The organism is Arthrobacter sp. 8AJ, from assembly GCF_902506025.1.
Taxonomy (GTDB): domain Bacteria; phylum Actinomycetota; class Actinomycetes; order Actinomycetales; family Micrococcaceae; genus Arthrobacter.
Genome location: NZ_LR733289.1, coordinates 1,052,797 through 1,077,927 on the forward strand (window position 1 = coordinate 1,052,797; position 25,131 = coordinate 1,077,927).

Genomic DNA, 25,131 nt, shown 5'->3' on the forward strand with positions numbered 1-25,131 from the left:
ATCCTCCCACTACTCAGCAAACCTAATCCCACCATTGGATCGATATTTCCAATACTGGCACTTTTGACCACATTTTTGATCGCCTCTTCGCTGTTGAAGTACTGGGGAGACGGGCTGATCAGCAAAGTCACCACGTCGGTAGAAGCACGAGGACGTCGCCAATTGATGGAGCGCCTGGTGTCGGGACCCTGGATGGAGGTCGGGAAGCTCGGTCAAGGTGAAGTTACGGCTGCGGTCATGTCGGAAGCTACGCAGCTGTCGAACGGTGTATTCTCACTGCTTTCCGGCGCCGGAACTGCCGTAGTGGTAATCATTCTGATCAGCGCCTCGGCTGTTCTGACGCCAAGTCTCCTCGCTTTGGCCTTGCTGTTCATCGTTGCCTCCGCGATTATTTTCCGCCAGCGACTGAAGCACGTGCGACTAAATGAGACCCGACTGTCCGCCGAGACAACCGACATCGCCGAAGAAGTGACGTCCTCTCTATCGGACATTAAATTTCTTCGTGAGTCAGGGTCGGCCCTTGATTGGTTGATGAGGTCGCAGGGGAGCGCGGACGTGTTGGGACGTCTCCGTCGCCGACAGATTATGCTGCCCGCTGCTACCCGCACGATGGTCGACTCTATTGCGGCTATTTTTCTGGCATTGGTGGTGGGCTTGGCCCTAATTGTCCAAGGTGATATTACTTTGGGACTGGTTTTCGTTGCGCTTTTTTATCGGATTATCCCCAGAGTCCAAGCTGTTCAGAACCAGATCAATACAGCATTGGGGCAGGTGACCTGGATAGAAAAATGGGAGTCGAGGATGGAAGCTTTATCCGAGGCTCCAGCGGACGCTTCAGTGCTTCAGGATCCTGTTTTGAAGTCTTGCGAGGTTAGTTGGGATCGCCCTCCGGAACTCGTCGTTCGCGGCGTATCTCACGTCTTTGCTGGCCGCGACCGTCCGGCACTTGATGGAATCCATCTCACCATCTCCAGCGGGGAAAGCCTGGCGGTCCTGGGACCAAGCGGCTCCGGGAAAACTACACTACTGGACATACTCCTCGGTTTATTCCCTCCTACCTCAGGAAGCTTGGAAGTAAACGGTAAGGTCCTGACGCCCCGAGATTGGAATGCTTTCCGGCGCACGATCGGGATTGTCCCGCAGGATGTTCCTATCCGGCGGGGTACCGTTGCAGACAATGTCCTCTGGGGGATGTCTATGGACCGGCGCCTTCTTGAGGAAGTAATTGGCATGACTCAACTCCACGGGCTGATCGGTGAGTTGCCACTAGGATTGGACTCGTTTATTGACTCTAAGTCGATCGGTCTTTCAGGAGGGCAGAGGCAGCGCATTGGGCTGGCCAGAGCGCTTTACCGCCAGCCCAAACTGCTCGTCTTGGATGAAGCGACGAGTGCTCTGGATTTGAACACAGAGAAAGCGATCCTAGAGGCGGTTGCAAAGGTTCCATGGACTATGACTGTGATCATAGTGACTCACCGTCTCGCAGCACTGGACTATGTGGATAGGCGGGTTGATCTCGTCAATGGAAAAATACAGCACTCTCAACAGAGTATGGAGCTAGGTTTTTGAAAGACGTTCTTGTAATTTGTACACGCAACCGTCACGCCGATATGAGTAGATGCCTTGATTCGGTGCTAGATCAGACGAGAATGCCATCGGCTCTTCTCGTGGTTGATAGCAGCGACGACGATACTACGGCAGAGATATGCGCAGAGTATGCCAACCGGCCCGATATGCCGCTCCTCGAATATGTGCATACAGCGCCTGGGCTTACATTGCAACGTAACATTGCGCTTGAACAGGCACATGGGAACTTTGAAATAGTTCATTTTATTGATGATGATGTCGAGCTCGAAGGCACGTACCTTGAAGAGCTGATGGATGCATTCGAGCTGGATGATGCCTTGGTAGGCGCCGGGGGACTAATTAAGGGTGGAAACCGTAAAAATCCAACGCTGTTTGCGCGACTAGGTGGGCGCGATAGTGCCACTCCAGGAAAGGTCCTGTCCACGGGTTTTAACATAGGTGCCCATGAGACTCCCTATGACGTCGAGGTTGAATGGCTTCCGGGGTGTTCTATGTCTTTCCGTCTGTCAAAGATCGCCGGGCTCAGGTTCGATGAGCGAAGAGTTGGATACGCGATTGGTGAGGATGCGGACTTCGGCCTGCGTGCGAGTGCACGGGGCGCTCTTCGGCACGTTCATAAGGCGCGGCTTTACCATCATCAGTCTCCGGTGAATCGGCACAAAAGACCTCTTCTTGTCCGTATGGCTATTGCTCATCGATGGTCGCTTGCGGAGGACAATTTAGGAAGAGTCAGTAGGCCTATGGTCGTTTATGGCACATTGTTCGAAGCTCTAACATACCTTTTGCGGTTTTGGCTATCGCGATCTCATGACAGAGTGTGGTGGGACTGCTTCGTCGCCGGAGGAGCTGGGCTGTTGGATATCACCAGGAGAAAAGCAAGTTGAGCTTAGACGACGGTATTTGTGCTTACCTAACTGGCGGGCTGGGAAACCAGCTGTTTGTTCTTGCTGCGGCCTGGGACCAGGCCGAACGCCTAGACTGTCCCCTATATATCGATGCGTCTAAATATGTCACAGGTGATTTACGCTCTTTCGAACTCGGATCCCTGCCGCTGCCTGGCACGGTAATATCACGTGAATCGCCGTGGCTCCATAAGGATAAACGGTATCGCAAGTTGACGATTTTTCGGCGGCGGAAAGCGAGCCGCGTCTACCGGGAGGCATCGTTTGGATATTCTCCCGAGATCGAGAAGATCGTTCCAGGAACAACAATCTTTGGGTATTTTCAGTCACCCCGTTATTTCGAACGTGTAGCGGATCGAATGGCTAGTTTGATATTGGAAAGCCATGCAGAGCCTTCCGAACAGCAAATACTAGACGAGTTGGCCGGTGAACGTAGGATAACCGTCCATGTTCGTCGTGGGGATTACTTATCTGCCCAGACGAGGGCGGTTCACGGCATCACTTCTAGTATTTACTTTGAACGCGGTCTGGATCTTATTAGTAGAGTCTCGAACTCGAAGCGATCGATAGTTTTTTCGGATGAACCAGAAATCGCCCGTTCGGAGTTGTCGCACCTAGGGAATGTGAGTTTTTTTGACTCAAACTCCAGCCTATCGACACTAAATACCATCAAAGCGATGTCCCAAGGCGAAGGGATGATCATGAGCAATTCTTCCTTCAGTTGGTGGGCGGCATGGCTGATGAGTAGGCGTGCCGAGTTGCCCATCATCGCTCCCCGGCCGTGGATGTCGAGTGGAGAAAGCGCGGCCGATCTTCTTTGCGCACAATGGCTAACGCTAGATGCTAGAGGCTGACCGTATGACGACCATTGATAGGTCCGAAGAAGTAGGGCGTGAGGGACCATGTGTTATTGCGATATGTACTTATAAGCGTCCGTTGCTCCTCGAATCATTGCTCAAAGAAATCTTTGTCCAAGATTTTTCTACTACGGGCGGACGAGTCGATCTTCTAATTATTGATAACGACCCGGAGCAATCTGCAAAAAAAGTTTACGATGAAATTGTGAAAACCGGGTCTGACCTGCCTGTCCTCTACCTACCAGTTCAGCCTCAAGGCCTCGTCATGGCTCGAAATGCGGCCTTGGATTTTGCCGATTTGCATGATGCGGTCCTCATATTTATAGATGACGATGAACTCCCGGACGAGGGGTGGTTCGCGTCCTTCTGGCAAACGCATCTCATGTTCCCTGAGGACGTTATTGCAGGTCCCGTGATTCCACGCTTCGAAGCAAAACTGCCGTCCTGGTGTCAGGACGGATCGTACTGGCAGCGCGAAACATTCGACGATGGTGCTATCCTTGGCAAGCCAACGGGAGACGGGAACATCCTTTATCCGCGTAATTTTGTCAATGGCTGGCGTTATTCCCCCAGATTCAACACATCTGGGGCGCAGGACACGCACTTATTGAAGAAATGGATTGGCTCGGGGGGACGTTTGCGGTGGAGTGCACAAGCAAAAGTAACTGAGATAGTCCCGGAGGGTCGTTTGACCCTCACATACGCTTTGGATCGGGCCTACTTCAGTTCGTTAGCCTATGTGTGGGTTGACCGAGAAATGGGTTCGACTGTGGCCTGGACGATTTTGCGTGTGGTACGAAGGCTATGTATCGGGATTAAGGAATATCTCGTTGCGCTTCTGCAGCGGGATTACGCCTCGCGACAGCGAGCCCTTCTTCATTTCTCCACGGCCCGAGGCACTCTCGATGGGTTGCGGCTTAAGTCATTTGACAGGTATGCGGACTACCAGATCGACGCACCTAGCTCGTGAGCGACTGCCGGTCTACTCCGTGTGAGTCTGACCACTTGATCCGATGCGGTAGTTTGCGCGTCGCGGGCCGACCGACCAAGCGTCAGTGGAGGGTATGCTGGATTAAGGCTAACGCCGTTACGAGCACCACGGACGCTCTCATGATCTGGCCGCTGATCCTTCAAGCAGTGCAGGCCCATGCCTGCCGCCGGCCGTTCCCGAACCCACGGCGCCCTGCCGCATATTGTCACGGTCGAAGACTGACCCACCTTCTCCAACGATGGCTTGGGTGATCATAGTTGAGGACGTGGGCTTATTCCAATGCTGCTTTTGGACGAGGGGTGTCCATGAGGAGGACGATATCGGTGGGGCTGGATATCTCGAGGAATAGGGTCGCTAAGGCAGTCAGCTCGGAGTCTCCTGCAAGTTACGTGCGGCCGCCGTAGACTCCGGAATCAAGCCCGACTGCCGGTCGACCATGGGCGCCTGCTAGAGAATCTGGGGATGCCCGCGTCGTTCCTGGCAGATGGCGTGGGCGGTCGTGGTGCCTGGCTTGATTCCGCGAGAAAGTGGCAACGATCGGGCCAGAGCATACCCCGTCTTACCCCGCTGACCGGAGCTCGCAATCCCGGGAACCCAGTGCACTGCGAAGCAGTGCGACCTTTTATTTGGGACCGCGGGATATCTTCGGTCCCGACGGGCCCCAGTAATGCCCGTGCTGGTGGTGGTCGGCATAATTTCACGGTTCATCATCGACAGCAGGTCCCGTCGCGGGCAACCGGAGACCTGCTGGCCTGCATGTGGGAAGTACTCGGGGGCCTTGGCGCTGTTAAATGCCGGCCGATCTGTGACTTGGAAGCCTGCATCGGTCCCAGGAATAGCTAGGCCGCCGGACTCTAGGCATTTGCTGGCATCGTCGCCGCCCGTGACGTGTAGGTCATTCCATAAGACCCGGAGACCAAGGCCCTGGTCGAGCGGGTCAGTCAGTTCCTGGCACGTTCCTTCCTGCCGGTCTGGGTCTTCACCTCGCCGGAGGACTTCACCAACCAGCTGGCGAAGCTACTACAGAGGGCCAGCGGCCAGCTTTTCAAACGGACGGTAAGAGCCCGCCAGGTCTGCTCAGTGCGGACAAGGCGGCCATGCTGGGCTGCCACCAGTTCCGCCGACGGCCGGCTTCGCCGGGGCCCGGCGACTGCGGTGCTAATTCGTCCGAATCTATCTAACGACTACTCGGTCAGCCCGTAAGCTATTGGCTGCTTCGTCGAAATCACTACCGAGCTGTCAATGTCACGATTAGTTGAGACGGCAGAACCGTTGGGGTCCACTCCTGCTCCCGGGTAGTGGCCTGATGAACACAGCCCTCATTACGTCGAGGCAGCGAGGACGTTCCTGAAGGCCTTTCAAACCCCCCTTAGTCAATAGGGGAAACCGGTGGCCTCCGTCCCTTGGCCGACTACGACCGGGCCTTCGGTATTGTCCTGGACGACGGTCAGGTTGCCTAAGGGAGTCCGCCAAGGAAACCACCGCCCAGATAGGTACTACTCCTGGGCGATGAAAGCGCCTAAGAAAGGAGCACTCCGCCCTCAAGGACAAGTCCGATTCCACACGGGACGCTCTCGCGCATCTGGCGGCCAGTGCATTCCTCACCGAAGCGTCAAACATCATTCTGCTCGGTCCGCCTGGCACCTTTATGGCACACCTCGGCACTGGTATCGGACTACGCTGCAGCCCTCCGTCAGCGGGCACTGTTTGCCTCGCCATCGACTGGTCACCCGGCTTCTTCCGGACAAGAACAGCCGCAGTGGCGGTATCGCAACCAGTGCTAAAGACATGTCGTCTATCTTTAACTCTGAATGGCGCGTTGTATGCCCTCGAAAAATCGCGATGCCATGGCCTCGATCGTGAAGCGCCCACGCTCCGCACGGCACGCATCCTGCATGCGGCGCAGCTTCGGTTTGTCCGTCAACAGATGTATCAAGGCTTCAGCGTAAGGCAGTTCGTCATCAGCACTAACGAAGCATGTAGCCCCATGGCTTAGATACTCAAATTCGGGCCCATGGTAGGCCCAAGATGTGGTGACGATAGGGCGACCGGCCGCGAAGCTATCAACGGCAACCAGACCCACCCTTCCGGGCATGCATATGATATCTGCTGATGCTAGGGCGAGCGCCTTGTCCTTGCCAAACAGCGGCCCAGCATATCGAAGCCAAGGTTCATTCTGTGCGCATCGTTGAACCCACTCCCCAAGAGGACCTGTTCCCGCAACAAGTAGTCGGAACTCATCATTCAGCCGATAAGCCTGACGGCACGCCGCAAACAGAAAGGGAAGGCGCTTGGAGTCATCCAGGCCGCCGACGAAGATCGCGGTACTTTTCGTCAAATTATGCTCTGTGCGAAAAACTGCAACTTCCGCAGCTGTTATATTCTCGATGTCGTTTTGCAAATCGACGGTATCAATGGAATTTTGGACTACCGTGATTCGATCGAAGGGATAGCCTTGAGCTACCACGGAATCGCGGGATCCGGACGTGTAGGCGAAGAACCAAGCAGCCGCACGAGTAAGCCTGGACAGAAAACGACGTTTGACCCAAGACGCGTTTTCAACATAGTCGCGACCATGGCCCCAGAGCGCAATTTTGCGCTTTTGGAACGGCCAAAGGAGCAAGAAATACGCGTCTAAATTTCTTCGAGCTTGTTCCATTATGATGAGATCAGCTGCCGTAATGACGGAACGTATTCTTCGAAATACCATACGGGTATTTGCTACTTGCAGCTCGTACTGGGCGACTGGGGTTATGAAATCAGCTGAAACCCCGTCCCGTCGTTGGCTTTGCTTTTGATTAGCTCTTCCCGCCGCCACGCGAATATCTATGCCATTTTGTTTGCCAAGCTCAATCAGGCGCAAGAAAAAAGGCAAACGATATTGAGGGACATATTCCTGTAGTATAACTACACGCTTGTTGTTTACCGTTTCTCCTGCGGATGGCTCATGAATTTGAAGCGACAAATCCAAAAAGCTTGGTGTGCTCATCCCAACTAGGTCTCGCTTACTCATCTGTTAGTGGGAATCCAGCCTACGAGAGGGAAAGACTCCTGCCGGCTTTTCCGCCGGCTCCGAAATTACTCTCTCAAAATCATCGAACGTTTCGGTACTCGGGGAGGCTGCGGGGCTGTGACGGGAGGAAAAGTGTACCTCAGCATCATTCTTGCTGTCGTGGGAGCTATAGGAGTATGTATACGAGTAAGCGTCGGGTCCGCGCGCCGGAAGATAATTAAGGACCAGACCTAGGAGGTTGGAACCAACCAAGTTCAGTGCATCAATAGACTTGTTGAGATCTTGACGTTTTAGTTTCTGTGCGCCGATAACCAGGATGACCCCTCCGACGTGCTGGGAGAGCACCGCCGCGTCTGTGACGGGAAGCAGCGGAGGAGCGTCCACAACGACCGTATCAAACACGCTCTCGAGCCTGAGAATAAGCTGCTTCATCTCCTCCGATCCCAGAAGCTCGCTCGGATTCGGCGGAATTTGTCCGGAAGTGAGAACGTAGAGGTTCTCTTCGCCCCAAGGCTGCAGGAGATCATTTATGTCTGAGGAGCCGACTAATGCCGTCGTCAATCCAACGCTCCGGTCCAGCCCTAGGTACTCATTCACCATAGGCCGGCGGAGATCAGCGTCGATCAGGCACACAGTTTGCCCCGCCTGTGCCAGCGCAATAGCCAAATTTGTCGCAGTAGTGCTCTTCCCCTCGCCAGGCAAAGACGAGGTGATGAGAACAGTTCTGGCCTGGCGAGTGACATTGGCGAATTGCAGGTTGGTGCGGAGTTGACGGAATGATTCAGCGCGAGGGCTTTGGGATGGAACTTGAGTCAGGAGGGGCTTGCGAGTGGCTGTTTGATCAAAAGAAATTCCACCGAGAATCGGTGCCCCCGTCACTGATCGCACGTCGAGTTCCCCCCGCACCCGGCTGTCCAGAGTTGACCTAAGAACGGCGATCGCCAGTCCGATTCCGAGTCCAAACAATGAACCGAGTAGTAGGTTGATCTGCGTATTAGGTGCGGAAGGTGCGGATGGCACAGTCGCTGGAGTGATTATCGAGAGGCTCACGGGGGAGTCCCCTCCCGATTTGGGCCTTTCGAGTTGGTCTACGGCCTTTATCATACTGTTGGCCACAGCCTGTGCTATTGCCGCGGCTTGCACAGGGGAGGAATCACTAACGGAGATGTTGATCAATACGGTATTGAGATCAGTACTTGCCCGGACCTTTGAGGCCAATGCGCCTGCTGTGGTGTCCAAGCCCAATGACTCGACAACCGGTTCAAGTACCACTGGCGTGGTTACCGTCTTGACATAGGACTGAACGCGGGCCTGACTGAAAGTGTTGCCCTGTTGCATTTCCTGAACGGAACCAGAATTTTGGATCGCGACAAACAATTGTGTTTCAGATGTGTAAGTGGGTCTTGAGATTATGGAGGCGGCTCCAGCAAGAAGTAGACCGGCCATAGTTGATGCAACGATAACTATCCAGCCGCGTCGCACTATGTGCCCGTAGTCTTGTAGGTTCAAACCGGGGTCCCCCTGAGTCGGTTGGCACGGCACGCCAGTCGGCACGCCTTCAGAACGGCAATGTATGTGCGCGGTCAGACTGATTATACCTGCCTCGCTGTAGCGATTTTCAGGGAGCGTCGGGACACACTGGAATGCGTGTCTGACATGAGCAGCAGGGGCCGTCGTTGTACTCGTAGCCACGCTCTCAAGCTGCTCCGGGAGACTTGTGCTCGTCGGGAGCGGCGGGCCACCAGGACGCGAGTCTGGTCTGAAAGCGCTGTGCTTGTGTCGGCGCACGTCATGTCTCCGGGTATAACTTTGGCCGCTTCGACAACAATAGCCAACTTGCACTGACGTCTCTTTCCCAGTACCGGCGCGGTTGCGTGCTGGGAACTGTGTGAACGCCGTTGTGGCACACTGTTGCAGTGGATGACAACACTGAATTTGATGTTTTGTTTTTGGCTTTGGCACAAAACTGTGCTGCTACTATTCCGGGGTTTGTGCGAGGCTTAGAAGCGCTCCGGGGCTCAGGGATGCGCGTCATGGCACTGGTGGGAGAGAACGGCTCTCATGACGGAACCAGGCAACTGCTTGAAAAGGCGGAAAGTCTGACGGGACTTGTAACGGTTGTGGACACATCGGCAATGTCAAAAGTAGTTGGACGACTCCACCGTATGGCTTTCGGCCGCCAAATGCTGGCCGATTACGCTAGAGGGATGCCAGTGTCTACTCGTTCTATCTGCGTTCTAGACATCGACGAGCCTTTTTTAGAGCATCTCGATCAGGAATCGTTTACGGAAGCGCTGCGCCGACTTGATGGTGGTCAGTTTTTTGCTGTTGCTGCCACCTCGCGTCCAACTTATTACGACCTACTTGCCTTTGAGGACGATAATCGCTCATTCTGGAATCTTGAACTTCAGATAACGAGCTTTCAAAGAAATCCATTGAAGTACTACCTGTTTTTTCGTAATGTGATTTACCGCGAACAGCGCGCTCTTACCGCTAACTTCGATATCTTGTGTTTGTCTGCCTTCAATGGGCTATGTTTGTATCTACCCGAATACTATGCCCTGGGATCCTACTTACAACCAGGAAGTAGCGCCAACATTTGTGAGCACGTGATATTTAACAGGTCAGTCGCCAAAGCGTCAGGAAAGCATATGGTGATTGACGGGGCGCTTGTGGTCCCAATGCCAAAAGAACACGGTAAGCGGTCGCTCCCAGGCTTTTTATGGCAACGAACAAGCAAGGTCGCGAGAGCTGTGCTGTCCAGATTCGGTCCGAAGGATCGCTGACGAACCGCAAACGGGCACGCAGCGACTTAGCTTTTTAGTTGTATCCGGTTGGATTTGACTTCTGCCACCGCCAATGGTCCTCGCACATTTGCGCGAGGTTCCTCTTAGCCGCCCATCCAAGACCTAGCTGAGCGGCGGATACATCGGAGTAACTGATGGCAGCGTCACCAGGACGGCGAGGCCCGTAATCGAATGCGATACGCTTACCCGCCGCCGCGCTGAAGGCGTCTATCACCTCCAAGACGGATGATCCAAATCCTGTCCCTAGGTTCCAGCGAAACATCCCTGTGCGGTCCTGCATGTGTTGAAGGGCAGCGAGGTGACCGTCCGCTAGGTCCATTACGTGAATGTAGTCCCGGACGCCTGTGCCATCTGGGGTTGGATAATCGCTGCCGTGAATTAAGACCTTCTCATGCCGGCCCACGGCCACTTGGGCAACGAATGGAACAAGATTGTTGGGGACGCCTTGCGGATCCTCCCCAATCCGACCGGACGAGTGAGCGCCCGCGGGATTGAAATAGCGCAATGCAGTGATGGCCCATTGAGGATCAGAATGGCACAAATCCGAAAGGATAACTTCTATCTGTTCTTTTGTCCGACCGTATGGATTTGTCGCATCTAATGGTGTTTGTTCGGACAAAGGTACTCGTTCAGAGGCGCCATACACGGTGGCGGAGGAGCTGAATACCAATTGCCGAATTCCAGCTCTTTCCATACTCCCAAGAAGGTTGAGCGTTCCTGCGACGTTATTCCTGTAGTACTTGAGCGGATTTGCGACGGATTCGCCGACAGCCTTCAGGCCTGCAAAATGGATGACTGCATCTATTCCACCCTCTGCGCAGACGGAGTCGATCGCGGTCTCATCGAGTAAGTCGCCGCGGTAGAATGGGATCTTTTTCCCACTCAGCTCCCCCACTCGCCGCAACGACTCCACGCTGGAATTTGTAAGGTTGTCAAACACCATCACTTCGTGACCCGCCTCCAGAAGAGTAAGGGTGGTGTGCGATCCTATGTAGCCGGCGCCCCCGGTGACTAAAACCTTCATCCTCTTACCTTATGTCGAGCTCAACCGCTAAGAGTAAAAGGTCTCGGTCAACAGCTACAGGATCAAGGGGCACGCACCGCGCCCCTTGAGTCAGGACGTGCGATCTAGTCGCGCTAGTCCTAGTGATGCTACGTGTTATGGGGGGGGGGCTGTCTCGTTGAATTGAGGTGGAAATGCGTGATTAGCTCTGCGCACAGCCAGGGGCTTACTCTGACCCCTGCGACTGTTGTCGGCTGACAGCGGTCGGAGGAGAGGGGGAGGGGGCATGCCCCACTCAGATCCTTTCGGCGGGATGTGAAGGCATTTCGATGCTTACAATGTAGGCCAATGATCAAACGAGTGCTTTGCCGGAGGTGCGAAAAGTAATGTCGGATTGGCTCGAAGTCGGCGCGAACAACTTCGTACTTATCACTGAAGAGTCCCGACTGAATACGGGCCTGATCCTGGGGTCCGCGCGAGCGATGGTGATTGATACGGGCTGTGGTCCGCGCCAGGGACGCGAGATCCTGAGTGCAGTTAAGGATAAAACCGACCTGCCCCTGGTTGTCGTTAACACCCACGCGCACTACGACCATTTCTTTGGTAACGCCGTTTTCGCGGAAGCTGGGGTGACTGAATTTTGGGCCCACAAGAACTGCGCCAAGGATATCGACGAGCGCGGCGACCTGCAGCGCCGGTATGTGGGAACCATTGAACCTGAGATGTCCGCCGGAGTCGGGGCCGAGGTTGAACTCTTAGTGCCTAACGCCATCGTCAAGGACCAGCCTGTTCTGGTCGATTTGGGTGGCCTGGCGGCAACTCTGTTCTACCTTGGCCGCGGGCACACGGACGGTGACTTGTTGATTGGCACGCCAACTACTCTCTATGTTGGAGACCTCGTGGAACAGGGCGCCCACCCCTCCTTCGAGGACTCGTACCCTGAGGAGTGGGCCGGCGTTCTCCGGCATATTTCCGCGCTGCGCCACCGTTACGAATTCCTGATACCAGGACACGGTAAGCCGTGCAGCGACCAATTCGTGAGAACGATGGCCGACACCATGACGACCGCTGTGCGTCAGGCCCGACAGTCCATCCGCGAGACCCCCAACGACGCCACCAAAGCTATTCCTGTGCTGCCTTACGGCCCTGAACAATCGCGCTGGTTGATCAAGCGACTCCGAGAGACCAAGCTGAATTCCGAGGAAGCTCCATAATGCTGGTGTCCTTGTACCATCTTTAGGAATGGATTTCGTCTGTTCCATGCGCGGAGTAGGGGCGTGCTAGCCGAGCCCACGCTGAGAATTGGGGGTTTAGAGAGGACTGCTCTCCGGGTCTTCTTCACGGCCTCGGCTGTTGCAGTTCTACTATGTTAGCAATGCTGCCACTCCTGTAACTCCAGATTGACTCAACTTGTCAATAGCTTTGTCACGTGCTTAGGTCATGTGTAATAAGGAAGCTTATGACCGATGGAGACTACCATGGCTTTGTCTGACTACGCCCTCGCGCTAAGTGTTCTAGCGGGCACGCTGTTGGTGCCTTTCAGTGTTTTGTACCAAATCCTTCGGCTCAAACGCCGCGCACTCCGGATCCCCGTCCGCGCCGGTTCCCGAGGCAAGCAGCAATAACTATGCCGTATGTCGACATCAACCCTCACAAAGACCGCCCCAAATGGGTGGCGTACACCGTCCTTGCCGTCCTGCTGTTGCTAACTGGAGTCGTGGTTTCAGTCGCCCTCATTCCCCGCTAACCATCGGTTAGCGGGGAGGTCGTCCTGCCGCACCCCTAGACTTACTGATAGAACCAGTGCCGCAGAACCGTTTGCCGAAAACGTCCGGAGGGACAGACATGCCACATCCGGCGGATCAGAATGCAGGTGCCCAAGCAGATGATGCAGGGCAGCCCCAACTTCGCCGACGCCGCGACTTTCGTCGTGCGGACGGCTCAGTCGGGGATGCCAGGACAGGAACCATGCCAGCCTTTGCTCCCGATATGTCTAGTTCTAACGACGCCGACAAGCTGGCGACGCGCCGCTCCTCTTGGGGGGACGCGGCTGCCGCAGCCGACGCTATTAAGCCTTCCCGTTCACCCTCGCGGGACCACCAGTCTGTCAGTCCACCAGAGGCCGCGCCTACCTGGGCACCCGTCCCGTCCGGGTCCGCCGCGGCTCCGGGCGACCGCCCTGGTGGGTCTGCTCCAGAAGCATCGCCGCCGTCCGACCCACCTGCCTTCCGCCGCAGTCGGCCAACTGTGGCCGACGAGATCGCTGACGGCCCGATGCCGGACTTCATTAGCTTGCCGGGCCTGTTCGTCAAGCAGCAGAGGCCGCGCCCCAAGGGTGGTTTACGTGGCGCCCTTTACAAGCTGACCGGTGGGGCCTGGAACTTGGGGCCTGGACCTAAACAGCGTCAGGAGGATGAGTTGGCCCGTCGAATCTCGCGCCAGCTCCAAGGCAGCTACAACACTGCGGTCCTCAGCCTCAAGGGAGGAATCGGCAAGACCTCCACAACTGTTGGCGTGGGCTTAACCCTTGCCGCATACCGGGGAGATGCTCCTTGCGCTATTGATGCCAATCCTGACTCGGGGGACCTGGTAGAGCGTGCTTTGGGCGAAGGCATCTATCAGCAGGCCAGTCCGCGGACCATTACAGACCTGCTGGAGAATATCGAATCTATCGACTCCCTTACAGCACTGGCTCGGTACATGCATCATGCCGGCCGTTTGCACCTGATAGCGGGGGAACAGGATCCGGAGGTCTCGGACTCCTTGACGGCCGAGGAATACCTCCGGATCCGAAAACTGATCTCCAGTTACTACTCCGTCGCGCTGACAGACTGCGGCACAGGCGTGACCCACAACGCGATGAGCGGGATCTTGCAGTCGGCGGACAACCTGGTGATTGCCGCTGGCTACGCGGTGTCGGGTGCCAAGCGGGCGCGCAGTACCCTGCAGTGGCTTGCGAGCCACGGGTACGAGGACCTGGCCCGTAATGCGATTGTGGTGATCACAGACAAGGACGAAGTTTCCTCTCGGGTAGACAAGGACGCCATCGAAGAGCATTTGGCAGGTATCTGCAGGGAATTGATCGCGGTCCCACACGACAGGGGGGTTGCCGACGGCGACTTGGTTACCCTCGACGTGCTGAAACCCGAGACTCGACGGGCGTACAGGGAAATCGCCGCCGCAATCGTTGACGGGTACCGGTAAGCCTAAGGCTTTTAGCGGGGGCATGACCCAATTGAACCGTCTATACTCCCTCATGCAAGGGCAAACTCTAGGCCCTAATTTTCGATGCTATGTAAACTCCGTGATTCATAAGCGGTTAGTATCGCGTCGAGTCAGGGGGCGCTCTCTCCGGGCTGGGCATGGACCTGAATAGATCGGGGATATTGCCGAGATACTCGGTCAGCGGGCGCCCTATCAGCATCGGGCGTGGCACCTATAGTAGCCGCGGCGCCTTGACAGAGAACTCAGGTCAGCAGTCAGCGCCATGGTCATGGTGCTGATCTGCACAAGCTCCCATGAGATCGGTCTTCTGTCCGGCGTGCGGCATAAGCCCACGGGCTGGCAGCGACCATCGTGGATGGCCCCGGAATCGGTGCGCGGTCTTCTTTCCGGGGTGACCGGGGAAGAGGGAGCAGGCTTTCTCGCCGGCACTCTGATAGCCAGCGAGCACCCACCAAGCTTGTACGCAGGTTCGATGATGATGCAGCTTCCCTAACCTCGGGTCCGGTCACTCCGGAGTGCAGCATTTATGCCGGATTTATCTACCGCTAGTCCGCAGCCGTGCTCACCTTTGAACGAAGGTCTGCTTATGCTCGAGTGAACCTGGCCTGGTTTGCCGCGCATTTCGTTCCCGATATGAGCCTCGATTCTTGTTGCGTCTATGCCACACATCCGCGTATCCGGCGATCACGGTCCCTGTGTGCCGCTAATAGTCGCGGTCCTTTATTAGTAGCGCCGTTCCAACAGGTAGAATTGCGCTCAAGTCAAAATTAATGGGGGAAGCATGGCGCAACCGACGCTGTTACAAAGTCCTGCCCAGCGGTCGGTGACGCCCAACCGCAAGCGCCAGGACGTTCAAGGTCTACGCGCTCTAGCCGTAATCTCGGTAATCCTAGATCACCTATTGCATTGGCCTTCGGGCGGCTTTATCGGAGTCGACGTGTTCTTTGTGATCTCAGGCTTTTTGATAACAGGCTTACTGCTGCGCGAGCACGAAAAGAGCGGGGATATTTCCTTTAGCGCCTTCTATCGTCGTCGCATCCGGAGGATCGTTCCAGGTGCGACTGTCGTTCTCGCCGCCACCGTCGGCGTGAGCTTCCTGCTCCTAAACGCGGGCCGTGGGCAGCAGGTCGCGATTGACTCCGTTTGGGCGTTTTTCTTTTCGGCCAACTGGCACTTCGCTGCTGTTGGTACTGACTACTTCCAGGCCTCGGGCGTAGTGTCTCCGGTGCAGCATTTCTGGTCACTAGCCGTAGAAGAGCAGTTCTATTTCGTGTGGCCATGGCTGATGCTGCTGATCTTCCGGGTAGCTACTCGTTCCAGCCAGTGGAACCGCGAGGGCGTTCACCGTGCTATCGGCTTTGTGATGCTTGCCCTCGTTGTTTCGTCCTTTATCTGGGCCTTGTCACAATCGGTGTTGAGCCCCACTGTTGCTTACTTCTCCACTTTCACCCGGGCTTGGGAGCTCGGCGTTGGCGCTCTAGTCGCGGTCTTTGCGACAACTTTCAGACGGATTCCGGTGGCCGTGCGACCGCTACTTGCATGGGCCGGCGTGGCTGGCATCATCTGGGCGGCCTTCAGTATTGACTCAAATATGCCCTTCCCCGCGCCTTGGGCCGCTGTCCCTGTCCTGTCAACAGTGCTTGTCCTCGTCGCAGGCACCGGAGGGGACCAACGCTATATGTGGCCTCTCACTAACCGGGTATCCGGGTATGTCGGAGACATTTCGTACTCCTTGTATCTTTGGCACTTTCCCGTCATTATCCTGGCTCAGGCCGTTATACCTCACGAGACGCCCCTTTACTTTGTGGCGGCAGTCGTCTCTATGGTCGTACTATCTGTGGCGACTTTTCATCTCGTGGAACAACCTGTTCGTTACTCGGGGTGGTTGCTGCCAGAAGCTCAGCGGCGTCCACGTAAGAGGGGAGCCTTGAATGGCCGTTCCTTCCAATATGCGGGGTTGGTTCTGCTTGCATTGGTGACTGCCGTTGTATGCGGTATAGCTATGCTCAAAAGCCTGCCGTCTGAACCGGCGGCCAGTGACATCGTGGCTAAGCCGTTGGCCGCTGCCGGGAGTGGAGAGCCTTCACCCGTTGCGGCCTCGCCGCGAAATGCTGTTCAGTCGGAAATTTCTTCTGCTTTAGCAGCACAAACCTTTCCTGACTTCAAACCGCCGGTTGACTCCCTGGGCATCGAGAAGTGGTCGAAGCGACCGGAGACTGCCTGCATGAATGTTTCCGACAGCAATCTGGCATCTTGTGCCACCGGTGCTGCTGGAGCGTCGAAGACTGTTGCGGTTCTCGGAGACTCTTTTGCTGTGGCTTGGCTTCCCGGCATCCGGGCCGCCCTCGAACCACTCGGATACAAAGTTCAAGCTCTCACGATGGGCCAATGCCCCGCCGCCGCGGTGAAGGTGACCAAGGCTGGCGGGGCAGCCTTCCCGGAATGCCCAGCACACCTGGACTGGGCTACGGAGCGGGTAACCGCTACTAAACCGGACCTGACAATTTTAGCGTCGGCGCAAGACAGTACTTTCAGTAGACTTGCCTCGGGTAACAAGGGCACAACGGCTGCAAACGAGGTAGCGGCGGGGCTTGCAAAGACGATCGAGAACATTCGTAGTAGCACGCCCAGGATCTTGGTTCTGAGTTCCCCTCCCGAAGGGCGTGACCTGCAGGAGTGCGTCACAAGGCTCGGAACACCCGCGGATTGCGTGACAAAGGTTTCGACAAATTGGCAGGCATTGAGCGCGGCTGAGGCCCGCGTCGCCAGTGGACCCAATGTGACGTATGTCGACACATCCTCTTGGTTCTGTCTAAATGGGTCGTGCCCAGGGTTTGTGGGGACAACCCCGGTGCGGGTAGACAGCGGTCACTTGACAGTTGAGTACTCGGTGAAGCTTGCGCCTTTGTTAGCGGCAGCAGTGCAGGGGAAATGAAGCAATGTCTCTCATTACCCGGCTCGTAGCTTTGCGCCGCCATCCTGTCCTAGGGCGCGCCGCTAAAGAAGCTTTGGCTCTCTATGGCGTTGAGTTCCCCGCGGAGGTCGAAGTAGGCCACGGCTTGAAGGTACTGCATCGCGGATTTGGATCGGTCATCCATCCCTCAACAATAATCGGCAACAACGTGACCATATTCCACGGAGTGACGATCGGCCGGGGTGATCCGTGGGTCCCCGGGCATCAATCTTCCGCAGGAGGCGTGGTAATCGAAGATGACGTTGTGCTGTGCGCTGGAGCGAAAGTTATTTGTAACAGGGGCATAATCACAGTCGGGCGCGGAACGATAGTCGGCGCGAACGCGGTATTGACTGAATCCACGGGGATCAATGAGGTATGGGCGGGCGTGCCCGCACGGCGTATCAAAACGAGGCTCTAAATGCCGTCACTGTGAGCCGGTGTGAAACCGTCCTTATGCACATGCTGGAGCTCATAGGGAGCGCCATTCAGCCACGCGGTGTTGCCCTTCAGGGACGAGATAGCCACCCTGCCACCACTAGGTGGCCCGGCGCAGGCTACGAGGCGTGCGACGAACAGGTCTTCGCCGACCGCTGATAGTACTCAAGTAGCGAGGACTGGCGTTAGCTGAGAGTTGGTCTGCAGTCCACAGGGCACCTTATTCGGTGTAGTGGCTCTCGTATATGCTGGTAAGTCCCTTTTCCCGGCGCCAGTGAAGGTGGCGACGGGGGTCGACCCCAGTCGTCGGTAGAAATCCACAAAGCCGATTAAGGGGTCTGCCACCGCGATATCGTAAAGCCAAGACACATAGTTGAATCAAGGTTCGGCAGGCGGTATTGGTGAAATCGCCCCGTCATATAGGACCGAGTTGTTCGCGCAGTCTTGTTGTTCGCAACGAAGTCTGCATCGGGGTTCCCGCACGCGGCTGATGCAATGTTAGTGCGTACGATATGTCCACGGCCACCGGTTTTACCTCTAGGCTGGTACGCGTGCCGCGTCTCTGCGATCAACCGGGATGTGAAGGTTCGGGACATGAGCGTTTGCCCCCTGAACGATGGAGTCTACGAGGAAACAACATGTCAACTGGCGTCACGAGCGAAGACCGGGATGGCCACCGTCCAGTTGACCGCAGTGTCCCTGCTAGTGGATCCTATTTGCCATTTATGCAGCGCTCCCTCCGCGAAGTTGAATGATAGACATGGTCGCGTGCTGGTAATCGGCACGAACATGACGGCTAATCACGCCAAGATGTAGAAGCTTCTGGACTCGATGCCTCTACTGAACGCGAAGTCAGGTAGTAAGTTCCATAGATGTGAGTAGTCATTACTGGTGAAGCAGAAGCGCCGTTCGAATAGCCTTCCTCCATGTTACGAAAGGTTCTTCGAGTCCTCGGGCATCGTCCAAGATGTGGGTTCTGCAGAATGTCCCTTCGGCGGACACCGCCTCCGGTATTCTGTTCGCGTGCTTGCCTGGAAAGCTGGAATTATAGACAGACCCATTTTCCAGAGGGGCTAGAGGTCCCAAGTTATCGTGAGCTCTTCAAAATGGCGGCCACCTCGCGACGATAAGGATGGACGGATCAGCGGAGGCGACGCCCAACACCTATGGGCCGACCAGGATGCACCAGCTGCTGACCGGTGGCCTGCTTCGAGCCTTCCCCTTAAACGGTGGTAGTTATCGAGGTGTAGCAATGGCTTTCACATGCGGGCTTGGGCGGCGGTACCCAGCCTTCTTGGAGGGTGCGGTTCGAGCGTTTTGCTTTGCCGTTTCTGCCAGGGATGTCGGTGCTTGATCCTGATGAGCTTAAGCGCCCAGGTCACCCAGTGCCTCCAGGAAGTCGCCGTAGGATCTGTAGGCGAACGCGTTGTCCGTCCTGACTTCGCAGAGGCGTGAGCCGTTGCCCGCGATGGCGGTTGCAGCTCGGGTGAAGAACCCCAAAGCAGGTCGGATTTTTTTATCGGGCAGCACCTCGCGCAGGCAGGGATTGCAGCCATCGACAGTCACGTGAAGGTAGTCGAAACCAACTTTCTACGGTGACTTGCAGCGGCGGCCGCGGCTAAGCACCGAGTCGGCCCGCCCCCCTGCATCCTATCTCCGGGCGCGGTTCTTAACATGGATGGGGATCATGTCGCTGGAGGCGTCGAGTTGGTGTCGGGGGTCAGTTGCTCGTTAATCCGGGATCCGGTCTCCGAACCCATGAAAGGAGCAGCACCCTCACCGCGTGGCCGGCGCCGGCACGTCACCTAGACTAAGCGGGCCAGGACGCAAAGCATCTCTGCGGGCACCCCCAGGCTCGTCGCGATCCAGCCGAGCCGGTCGGCACGGTAACCCACGACACACTGCACGCGTCAAGGGGAGGCTTGTGACACCGTGAAAATAGGAACTCTGGGCGCGGAAGTCATAAATGTACCCCTGTGCTAACACTAGGCTGACGGGATTGGGGACGAAGATCGCCGGGATTTTTGGGACCGGCCCGACGCCGGCGGCCAAGGTCTGCAAATGGACACCGCCACACGGCTAGCGATCGAGAACGCGGCGCAGGACCGCCTGATGCGTTATTACCGGGAGCGCAGCTGGATGGTTACTGATACCCGGCTGAACCGTCCATACGATGCCGTGGCCGTCAGGGGAACCGAGGAGATCTACCTCGAAGCGAAGGGCACCCAAAGTGCAGGGCGTTCAGTCATCCTGACCCGCAATGAGGTGGACCATGCCCGCCGGCACCCCGGGCAGTGCCGGATCGGCGTGTGGTCCGGCATGCGCCTGATAGACGGCGTGGTGGATTCAGAGGCAGGAACATTCAGGGTTATTGACCTTGAACCCGACGACCGCGATCTCCGTCCCCGCGACTACGACTGGACGATTCCTGCTGCACCGCAGTAATGCCACGACGTGGGCGGGTCCCCGGCCTCAGCCGGGGACCCGCCGTCGAACTTTCCCGGTGCGGCCTCCCTACGTGCTGGGCGTGGCAGCCTTCTTCTGCAGCGCTTCCGCCATCTTCTGCACCTTGGCACCGTAGCCGCCGTTCAGCGCCGTGTCCTTGATCTTGTTCGCCTGCGCGTCCAGGTCTGCCGGGGCGGCGTTCTTGAGTGTGGTCAGGTCAGCCTGAAGATTCGCGGGGAGCTTGGCGAACACCTTCGGGTGGCTGATGAGCTGGTCGGCCACCTGCTGCAGCCCGGCGCCAGGGTTGCCTGAGCTGAACGCGGTCCGCAGCTCCTCGCGCAGGCCGGCCACGCCGGTGGCAGTCTTCTCGAGCGCCTCGGCACGCTTCTGGATCTCGGCGCCGTACCCGCCGGAGAGGGCGGTGGTCTTGATCTTGTAGGCGTCCTTCACCCGGTCCGCCGGGGCGGCATCCTTCAGCGTGGTCACGTCCGCCTGCAGGGCCGCGGGCAGCTTGGCGAACAGCTGCGGGTGGTTGGCCAGGGCTGCGGCTGCCTTCGCCGCACGGTCCCCGGCAGCCTGCGGGCTGTCCGCGTTCAGGCTCAGGAAGGCCTGCAGTCCGCCGGCGCCCTTTGCCGCCTTTGCCCCGCCGGTGGCAGCAGAGGACGTGGATGCGGCCGAAACCGGCGCCGTTGTGCTCGGTGATGCGGACGCGGCACCCACGCCCGCCGCGGCCATGGCGCCGGCGGCCAGGAGAGCTGCCGCTCCGACTCCGATGCGGGTCTTCATTGACGGGATTGATGGCTTCACCACGGTGTGTCCTTCCACAATTTGCGCGTGCGCCCAGGCCCGACTGCATGGACCGGCACGCGTTCACTGTAAAAGCGCAGGCTGGGGAAAAGCTGAATGCAGGCTCTGACTTTCACCCGGTCCTTACCCGCCCGTCTGGAGTGCCGATTATGCTCGAACCATGGCAATGCACGATTCCCCCGCGAAGCCCGCTGTTCCCGGGAACCAAGGGCTGTGGCGGCGGCGAATGTGGATGTGGATTGTTGCTGCCGGATTGGACGTGTACATCCTCGGCTTCGTCATCGGACTCCAGCCATCGGGCCCCCTCTGCGGCAGCCCGCTGCTGCGGGAGAGCCACGCGGCGGAACTGATCGGCCTGCAGAAGGCCGGCATCGGGGCGGCGGCCGTCTGCTACAAGAACATCGATGCCGATTCCGTCCCTGTCTGGACCCTTATGGCCCTGGGAGTCTTCATGGTTATCGCGGGAGTCGCCGTCCGGATCATCATCATCCGGCGTTCCGCACGCGTTTAGTCAGCCCTTCCTTCCACCGCCAGGACCGCCCGCTTCCGTGGAGGTCACGGTGAAGGAAGCGTCCAGGTAGACGGTGGCGCGCGTGCCGTCCGCCGTGATGATGTGCGCATCGTACACGGCGCCTTCGGCGTCGTTCTCCACCCGCTGGATGGTGGCGCCGGGGTTGGCGACCAGCGCGGCGTCGGTAACCTTCGTTGCCGTGTCACCGGTCAGCAGCGTTTCCGTGATGCCGTTGGCCTGGTGGCCGCCCTTCGACTCGTCGCGCGGCTGCGCCTGTGCCGTGGACTGGGTTGAGCCCGACTGGCTGGAGTCGGTGCTGGCGGCATTCGCCGGCAAGGCCGTGGTTGCCAGGGCGCCGCCGCCGATCGCTGCCGCGAGGGCCAGGGCCGGCCAGCGTTGACTTCATGCTGTTTTCATGGGGGCTCCTTAGATGTTGGCCCTCCCGCTGGAGGGAATACACCAAGCCTCGGGGCCCTGCCTGTCACCGGTTTAGGGCGGCCATGTGCAGGCGCTGTGCATGCTGCCGCCCGTCCCAGCGCGCTAATAGTGCGGAGTGCCGGACGTGGAACCCCGGCGTAAAAAATTCGTCAAGGTTTCGGCCGTGACGGCCGGATCCCGGCTGATCGGGTGTGCCCGGGAGTACCGTGGATGCAGTGCCGCTGCCTCATAACCCCCCAAGTTGAGGCGGCGGCACGTTGTACTTTCCGCCGGACCGGTCAGTCGCCGGTCTCTTCCGTGGAGCTCGCATCAACCGCCAAGGGAAACGCAGCGCGAGGGTTCATGGCCTTCAGCTTAGGGAAGAGCTCATGACCGGCGTTGCGTTTGCGTCGCTCAGGGATCGATCGGGATGAACAGGTGCCGGTGAGAGTCCCCGGCTGAGGGCCTTCTTGAACGGTGATGCGAAGCGCCGCTCGATCAGTCTGTGGATTAGCCACGCCAGCGTGACGGCGAAGGCCGCGGCGAGGGCAACGGAAGGCCAAGGGCCGAGGGCGTGATGCACGGTCCTGATGATCCACCAGCCCCACATCTCGTGGACCAGGTACAAGGGGTACGTCAACGCTCCGGCCACGCTCATCCATTTCCAACCGCGGTGGCGCAGCGGGGTGGTGGTGATCAGAGCCACAATAGCGACGAAGGCCAGGATCGCCAGCCACATCACCCCAAGCGAAAGGTCCTGGCCTGTGCTGTGAGACATGGCGGGGAGGAAACCCACCGATGTCTGGTGGCAGGAGAGCAGGACGTTGACGGCGACGGCCAGCCAACGAACCAGGTTATGTCCATAAGCATGGATCAGGTAGATACCCATGCCAACGGCAAAAAGCGGTGAATAAACGGGGATGAGGAGTGCCTGAACCATTTCGGCGTCCGCTTGTATGGAGAGCATCCCAAGGAGTGGCCAGAGAAAAATGAATGCGAGTAGTTTCCGCTCCGTCATTCCGCGCCAGAGAAAGAGAGCAATGGTCACGTAGAACAGCAACTCGACCCAGAGGGTCCAATAAACCCCGTCCAAGGACGGGACATTGACGGCCTGCTGCAGCATGGTGAGGTTGAGTGCGGCATCAGCCCACGACACCGTATTAAGGTTCCCGGGGCTGATGACGAGAAGCAGAACTGCCGCCAGGATTACGGCAGTCCAATAGGCCGGGAAGAGCCTGGAGATGCGGGAAGCGGCAAATTGGCCTACAGACCGCCCGTAAGCAGACATGAGGATCACGAATCCACTGATGATGAAGAAAAGCTGGACCCCCAGCGCCCCGTAAGCAGTGATTCCAGACAGGCGCGGAAACACCTCCTTGGCAGGAACACCCCAGAATTCCGAGCCGGCGAAAGCTGTGTAGTGGTAGAGCACCACCCCCATGGCCGCCGTGAGACGCAGGCAGTCGAGGAGGAGAAGCCTCGGCCGGGCTGTGTTCAGCACGGCCGACGTGGACTGCGGGAGTCGCGGCATGGGTCTACTTTCGCGGAAAATTGTGATACTGGAGCCTAGTGATGCTATCAAGCCCATTTCGGTTGTAAGAACAAGCAAAAGTCTTAAAGCCGCGAACGGCGGATTCAGGATTCATATCACCGCCGTGCCTGCTGCCGTTCTCCCCGCGTGCATGAATAATACGGAGTGCTGGGAACAGCGGATCTGCAACGGCGAGCGCAAGCCTGCCACGACTGCGGGCGAAGGAAGCAGACATGACCAGGTCACACCGGAGCGCAGGGCATGAGCCCGAGGCGAGCGTTGAGCTAAACCCCCTTTTCAGCCGGCCGGGGGAGTCCACCATCTTCCCCCGCTTCACCATTCCGGACGGGGAGTCCCTGCCGGGCACCGCGTACCAGGTGGTCCACGACGAGGTGATGCTGGACGGCAACTCCCGCCTGAACCTGGCCACGTTCGTGGGCACCTGGATGGAGCGGGAAGCCTCCCAGCTCTATGCCGAAACGTTCGACAAAAACATGATCGACAAGGACGAATACCCGCAGACCGCACTGATCGAGACCCGCTGCTGGCGCATGCTCGCGGACCTGTGGAACGCCCCGGACCCGGCCGCCGCCGTCGGCACCTCAACGGTGGGGTCCTCCGAGGCGTGCATGCTCGGTGGCCTGGCGCTCAAACGCCGGTGGCAACACCGCCGTCGTGCCGCCAAGCAGCCCACCGACTCACCCAACATTGTCCTCAGCTCCGCCGTGCAGGTGTGCTGGGAGAAGTTCTGCAACTACTTCGAGGTGGAAGCCCGCTACGTGCCCGTGTCCGCCGACCACCCCACGCTGGACGGCCACGACCTGGAACGGTACGTCGACGAAAACACCATCGGCGTGGTGGCCATCATGGGCGTCACCTACACCGGCGCCTACGAACCCGTGGAACGGATCTCCGCGGCGCTGGACGCCATCCAGGCGGGCACCGGCCTGGACATCCCCATCCATGTGGACGGCGCGTCCGGGGCCATGGTGGCGCCGTTCCTGCAGTCGGAACTGGTGTGGGACTTCCGGCTCCCCAGGGTTGCCTCCATCAACACCTCCGGCCACAAATACGGGCTGGTGTACCCCGGCCTGGGCTGGATCGTGTGGCGGGACGCTGACGCACTGCCCGGGGACCTGGTGTTCCACGTCAGCTACCTGGGCGGGGACATGCCCACCTTCGCCCTGAACTTTTCCCGGCCCGGCGCGCAGGTGCTGCTGCAGTACTACCTGTTCCTCCGGCTGGGCTTTGCCGGCTACCGGTCCGTGCAGGCCAGCTGCCGCGACGTGGCCCGGTACCTGTCCCACGAGATCGGCGCCATGGACGCCTTCACCCTCTGGAGCGACGGGTCCGACATCCCCGTCTTCGCCTGGCAGCTCACCGACGGCCACACCAAGAACTGGAACCTGCACCACCTCTCCGAGCGCCTGCGCATGAACGGCTGGCTGGTCCCGGCCTACCCGCTGCCCGACGGGCTCGATGGCATCACGGTACAGCGGATCGTGGTCCGGAACGGCTTCACCCGGGACCTTGCAGGCAGCTTCCTGGCCGACCTCCATAAGGAAGTGGACTACCTGGACGCGCTGACGGGTCCCATGCCCACGGAGCAGCAGAAGGAAGCATTCCACCACTAGCTTGGTCCAA

18 protein-coding genes are annotated in these 25,131 nt (G+C 58.0%); 11 read left to right on the forward strand and 7 right to left on the reverse strand.

Going from position 1 to position 25,131, the window contains the following annotated elements; translation table 11 throughout:
• Positions 1-63: 63 nt before the first annotated feature.
• Genes BACI349Y_RS04885 through BACI349Y_RS04900 form a run of 4 tightly spaced genes read left to right on the forward strand, consistent with a single transcriptional unit; the run spans position 64 to position 4,316 of the window.
• Positions 64-1,569, forward strand: a complete 1,506-nt coding sequence (locus BACI349Y_RS04885; protein ID WP_159630967.1) for an ATP-binding cassette domain-containing protein — start codon at positions 64-66, stop codon at positions 1,567-1,569.
• Positions 1,566-2,471 (forward strand): glycosyltransferase family 2 protein, encoded by a 906-nt coding sequence (locus tag BACI349Y_RS04890; protein ID WP_159630969.1) that lies wholly within the window; start codon positions 1,566-1,568, stop codon positions 2,469-2,471. Before BACI349Y_RS04885 ends, BACI349Y_RS04890 begins: the two co-directional genes overlap by 4 nt.
• Positions 2,468-3,343: an alpha-1,2-fucosyltransferase gene (locus BACI349Y_RS04895; protein WP_159630971.1), complete on the forward strand. Its 876-nt coding sequence runs from the start codon at positions 2,468-2,470 to the stop codon at positions 3,341-3,343. Before BACI349Y_RS04890 ends, BACI349Y_RS04895 begins: the two co-directional genes overlap by 4 nt.
• A 4-nt stretch (positions 3,344-3,347) precedes the next feature.
• Complete coding sequence (locus tag BACI349Y_RS04900; RefSeq protein ID WP_159630973.1) at positions 3,348-4,316, forward strand: glycosyltransferase family 2 protein; 969 nt, start codon at positions 3,348-3,350, stop codon at positions 4,314-4,316.
• A gap of 1,822 nt (positions 4,317-6,138) precedes the next feature.
• Here the strand turns inward: BACI349Y_RS04900 and BACI349Y_RS04905 are convergent.
• Together BACI349Y_RS04905 and BACI349Y_RS04910 are read right to left on the reverse strand one after the other, a co-directional pair.
• Entirely contained in the window at positions 6,139-7,326 is a 1,188-nt protein-coding gene (locus BACI349Y_RS04905; RefSeq protein ID WP_159630975.1) for a glycosyltransferase family 4 protein, read from the reverse strand.
• A gap of 27 nt (positions 7,327-7,353) precedes the next feature.
• Complete coding sequence (locus BACI349Y_RS04910) at positions 7,354-9,312, reverse strand: polysaccharide biosynthesis tyrosine autokinase (protein ID WP_328699840.1); 1,959 nt, start codon at positions 9,310-9,312, stop codon at positions 7,354-7,356.
• Here BACI349Y_RS04910 and BACI349Y_RS04915 point away from each other — a divergent pair.
• On the forward strand, positions 9,267-10,136 hold the full coding sequence (locus BACI349Y_RS04915; RefSeq protein WP_159630979.1) for a glycosyltransferase family 2 protein: 870 nt from the start codon (positions 9,267-9,269) through the stop codon (positions 10,134-10,136). The two genes, BACI349Y_RS04910 and BACI349Y_RS04915, sit on opposite strands and share 46 nt — an antisense overlap.
• Before the next feature lie 34 nt (positions 10,137-10,170).
• Here the strand turns inward: BACI349Y_RS04915 and galE are convergent, their stop codons facing one another.
• On the reverse strand, positions 10,171-11,181 hold the full coding sequence (gene galE, locus BACI349Y_RS04920) for a UDP-glucose 4-epimerase GalE (RefSeq protein WP_159630981.1): 1,011 nt from the start codon (positions 11,179-11,181) through the stop codon (positions 10,171-10,173).
• A 365-nt stretch (positions 11,182-11,546) separates the two neighbouring features.
• Between galE and BACI349Y_RS04925 the strand changes: the two genes are divergently transcribed.
• The 3 genes from BACI349Y_RS04925 (at position 11,547) to BACI349Y_RS04935 (ending at position 17,320) form a co-directional block, all read left to right on the forward strand.
• Positions 11,547-12,374, forward strand: coding sequence for an MBL fold metallo-hydrolase (locus BACI349Y_RS04925; protein ID WP_159630983.1), 828 nt, complete (start codon positions 11,547-11,549; stop codon positions 12,372-12,374).
• Positions 12,375-13,407: 1,033 nt separating this feature from the next.
• The gene (locus tag BACI349Y_RS04930) at positions 13,408-14,364 is read left to right on the forward strand and encodes a MinD/ParA family ATP-binding protein (RefSeq protein ID WP_236560726.1); all 957 of its coding nucleotides are present in this window, start codon (positions 13,408-13,410) and stop codon (positions 14,362-14,364) included.
• Between the two features lie 802 nt (positions 14,365-15,166).
• Positions 15,167-17,320, forward strand: a complete 2,154-nt coding sequence (locus BACI349Y_RS04935; protein ID WP_159630987.1) for an acyltransferase family protein — start codon at positions 15,167-15,169, stop codon at positions 17,318-17,320.
• Between the two features lie 1,821 nt (positions 17,321-19,141).
• On the opposite strand, the gene BACI349Y_RS04940 is transcribed toward BACI349Y_RS04935, so the two are convergent.
• Positions 19,142-19,342, reverse strand: coding sequence for a hypothetical protein (locus tag BACI349Y_RS04940; protein WP_159630989.1), 201 nt, complete (start codon positions 19,340-19,342; stop codon positions 19,142-19,144).
• 495 nt (positions 19,343-19,837) lie between these two features.
• Here BACI349Y_RS04940 and BACI349Y_RS04945 point away from each other — a divergent pair, with 495 nt between their 5' ends.
• Entirely contained in the window at positions 19,838-20,221 is a 384-nt protein-coding gene (locus tag BACI349Y_RS04945) for a protein NO VEIN domain-containing protein (protein ID WP_159630991.1), read from the forward strand.
• A gap of 69 nt (positions 20,222-20,290) precedes the next feature.
• Here the strand turns inward: BACI349Y_RS04945 and BACI349Y_RS04950 are convergent, their stop codons facing one another.
• Positions 20,291-21,031 (reverse strand): hypothetical protein, encoded by a 741-nt coding sequence (locus BACI349Y_RS04950; protein ID WP_159630993.1) that lies wholly within the window; start codon positions 21,029-21,031, stop codon positions 20,291-20,293.
• Positions 21,032-21,188: 157 nt separating this feature from the next.
• Between BACI349Y_RS04950 and BACI349Y_RS04955 the strand changes: the two genes are divergently transcribed.
• Positions 21,189-21,539 carry a hypothetical protein gene (locus BACI349Y_RS04955; RefSeq protein ID WP_159630995.1) on the forward strand — a complete coding sequence of 117 codons (351 nt, stop codon included), beginning with the start codon at positions 21,189-21,191 and terminating at the stop codon, positions 21,537-21,539.
• Here the strand turns inward: BACI349Y_RS04955 and BACI349Y_RS04960 are convergent, their stop codons facing one another.
• A complete protein-coding gene (locus BACI349Y_RS04960) occupies positions 21,540-21,875 on the reverse strand; it encodes a hypothetical protein (RefSeq protein ID WP_236560727.1) in 336 nt (111 codons plus the stop codon).
• A 451-nt stretch (positions 21,876-22,326) separates the two neighbouring features.
• Complete coding sequence (locus BACI349Y_RS04965) at positions 22,327-23,457, reverse strand: acyltransferase family protein (RefSeq protein WP_236560728.1); 1,131 nt, start codon at positions 23,455-23,457, stop codon at positions 22,327-22,329.
• A gap of 263 nt (positions 23,458-23,720) precedes the next feature.
• On the opposite strand from BACI349Y_RS04965, the gene BACI349Y_RS04970 reads away from it, so the two are divergent.
• Complete coding sequence (locus tag BACI349Y_RS04970; protein ID WP_159630999.1) at positions 23,721-25,121, forward strand: glutamate decarboxylase; 1,401 nt, start codon at positions 23,721-23,723, stop codon at positions 25,119-25,121.
• Positions 25,122-25,131: the final 10 nt, after the last annotated feature.

Coding starts and splice junctions, on each gene's coding strand:
- BACI349Y_RS04955 (WP_159630995.1), top strand. CDS start 21,189: ATGGCAATGCACGATTCCCCCGCGAAGCCCGCTGTTCCCGGGAACCAA.
- BACI349Y_RS04945 (WP_159630991.1), top strand. CDS start 19,838: ATGGACACCGCCACACGGCTAGCGATCGAGAACGCGGCGCAGGACCGC.
- BACI349Y_RS04925 (WP_159630983.1), top strand. CDS start 11,547: ATGTCGGATTGGCTCGAAGTCGGCGCGAACAACTTCGTACTTATCACT.
- BACI349Y_RS04900 (WP_159630973.1), top strand. CDS start 3,348: ATGACGACCATTGATAGGTCCGAAGAAGTAGGGCGTGAGGGACCATGT.
- galE (WP_159630981.1), bottom strand. CDS start 11,181: ATGAAGGTTTTAGTCACCGGGGGCGCCGGCTACATAGGATCGCACACC.
- BACI349Y_RS04970 (WP_159630999.1), top strand. CDS start 23,721: ATGACCAGGTCACACCGGAGCGCAGGGCATGAGCCCGAGGCGAGCGTT.
- BACI349Y_RS04905 (WP_159630975.1), bottom strand. CDS start 7,326: ATGAGCACACCAAGCTTTTTGGATTTGTCGCTTCAAATTCATGAGCCA.
- BACI349Y_RS04935 (WP_159630987.1), top strand. CDS start 15,167: ATGGCGCAACCGACGCTGTTACAAAGTCCTGCCCAGCGGTCGGTGACG.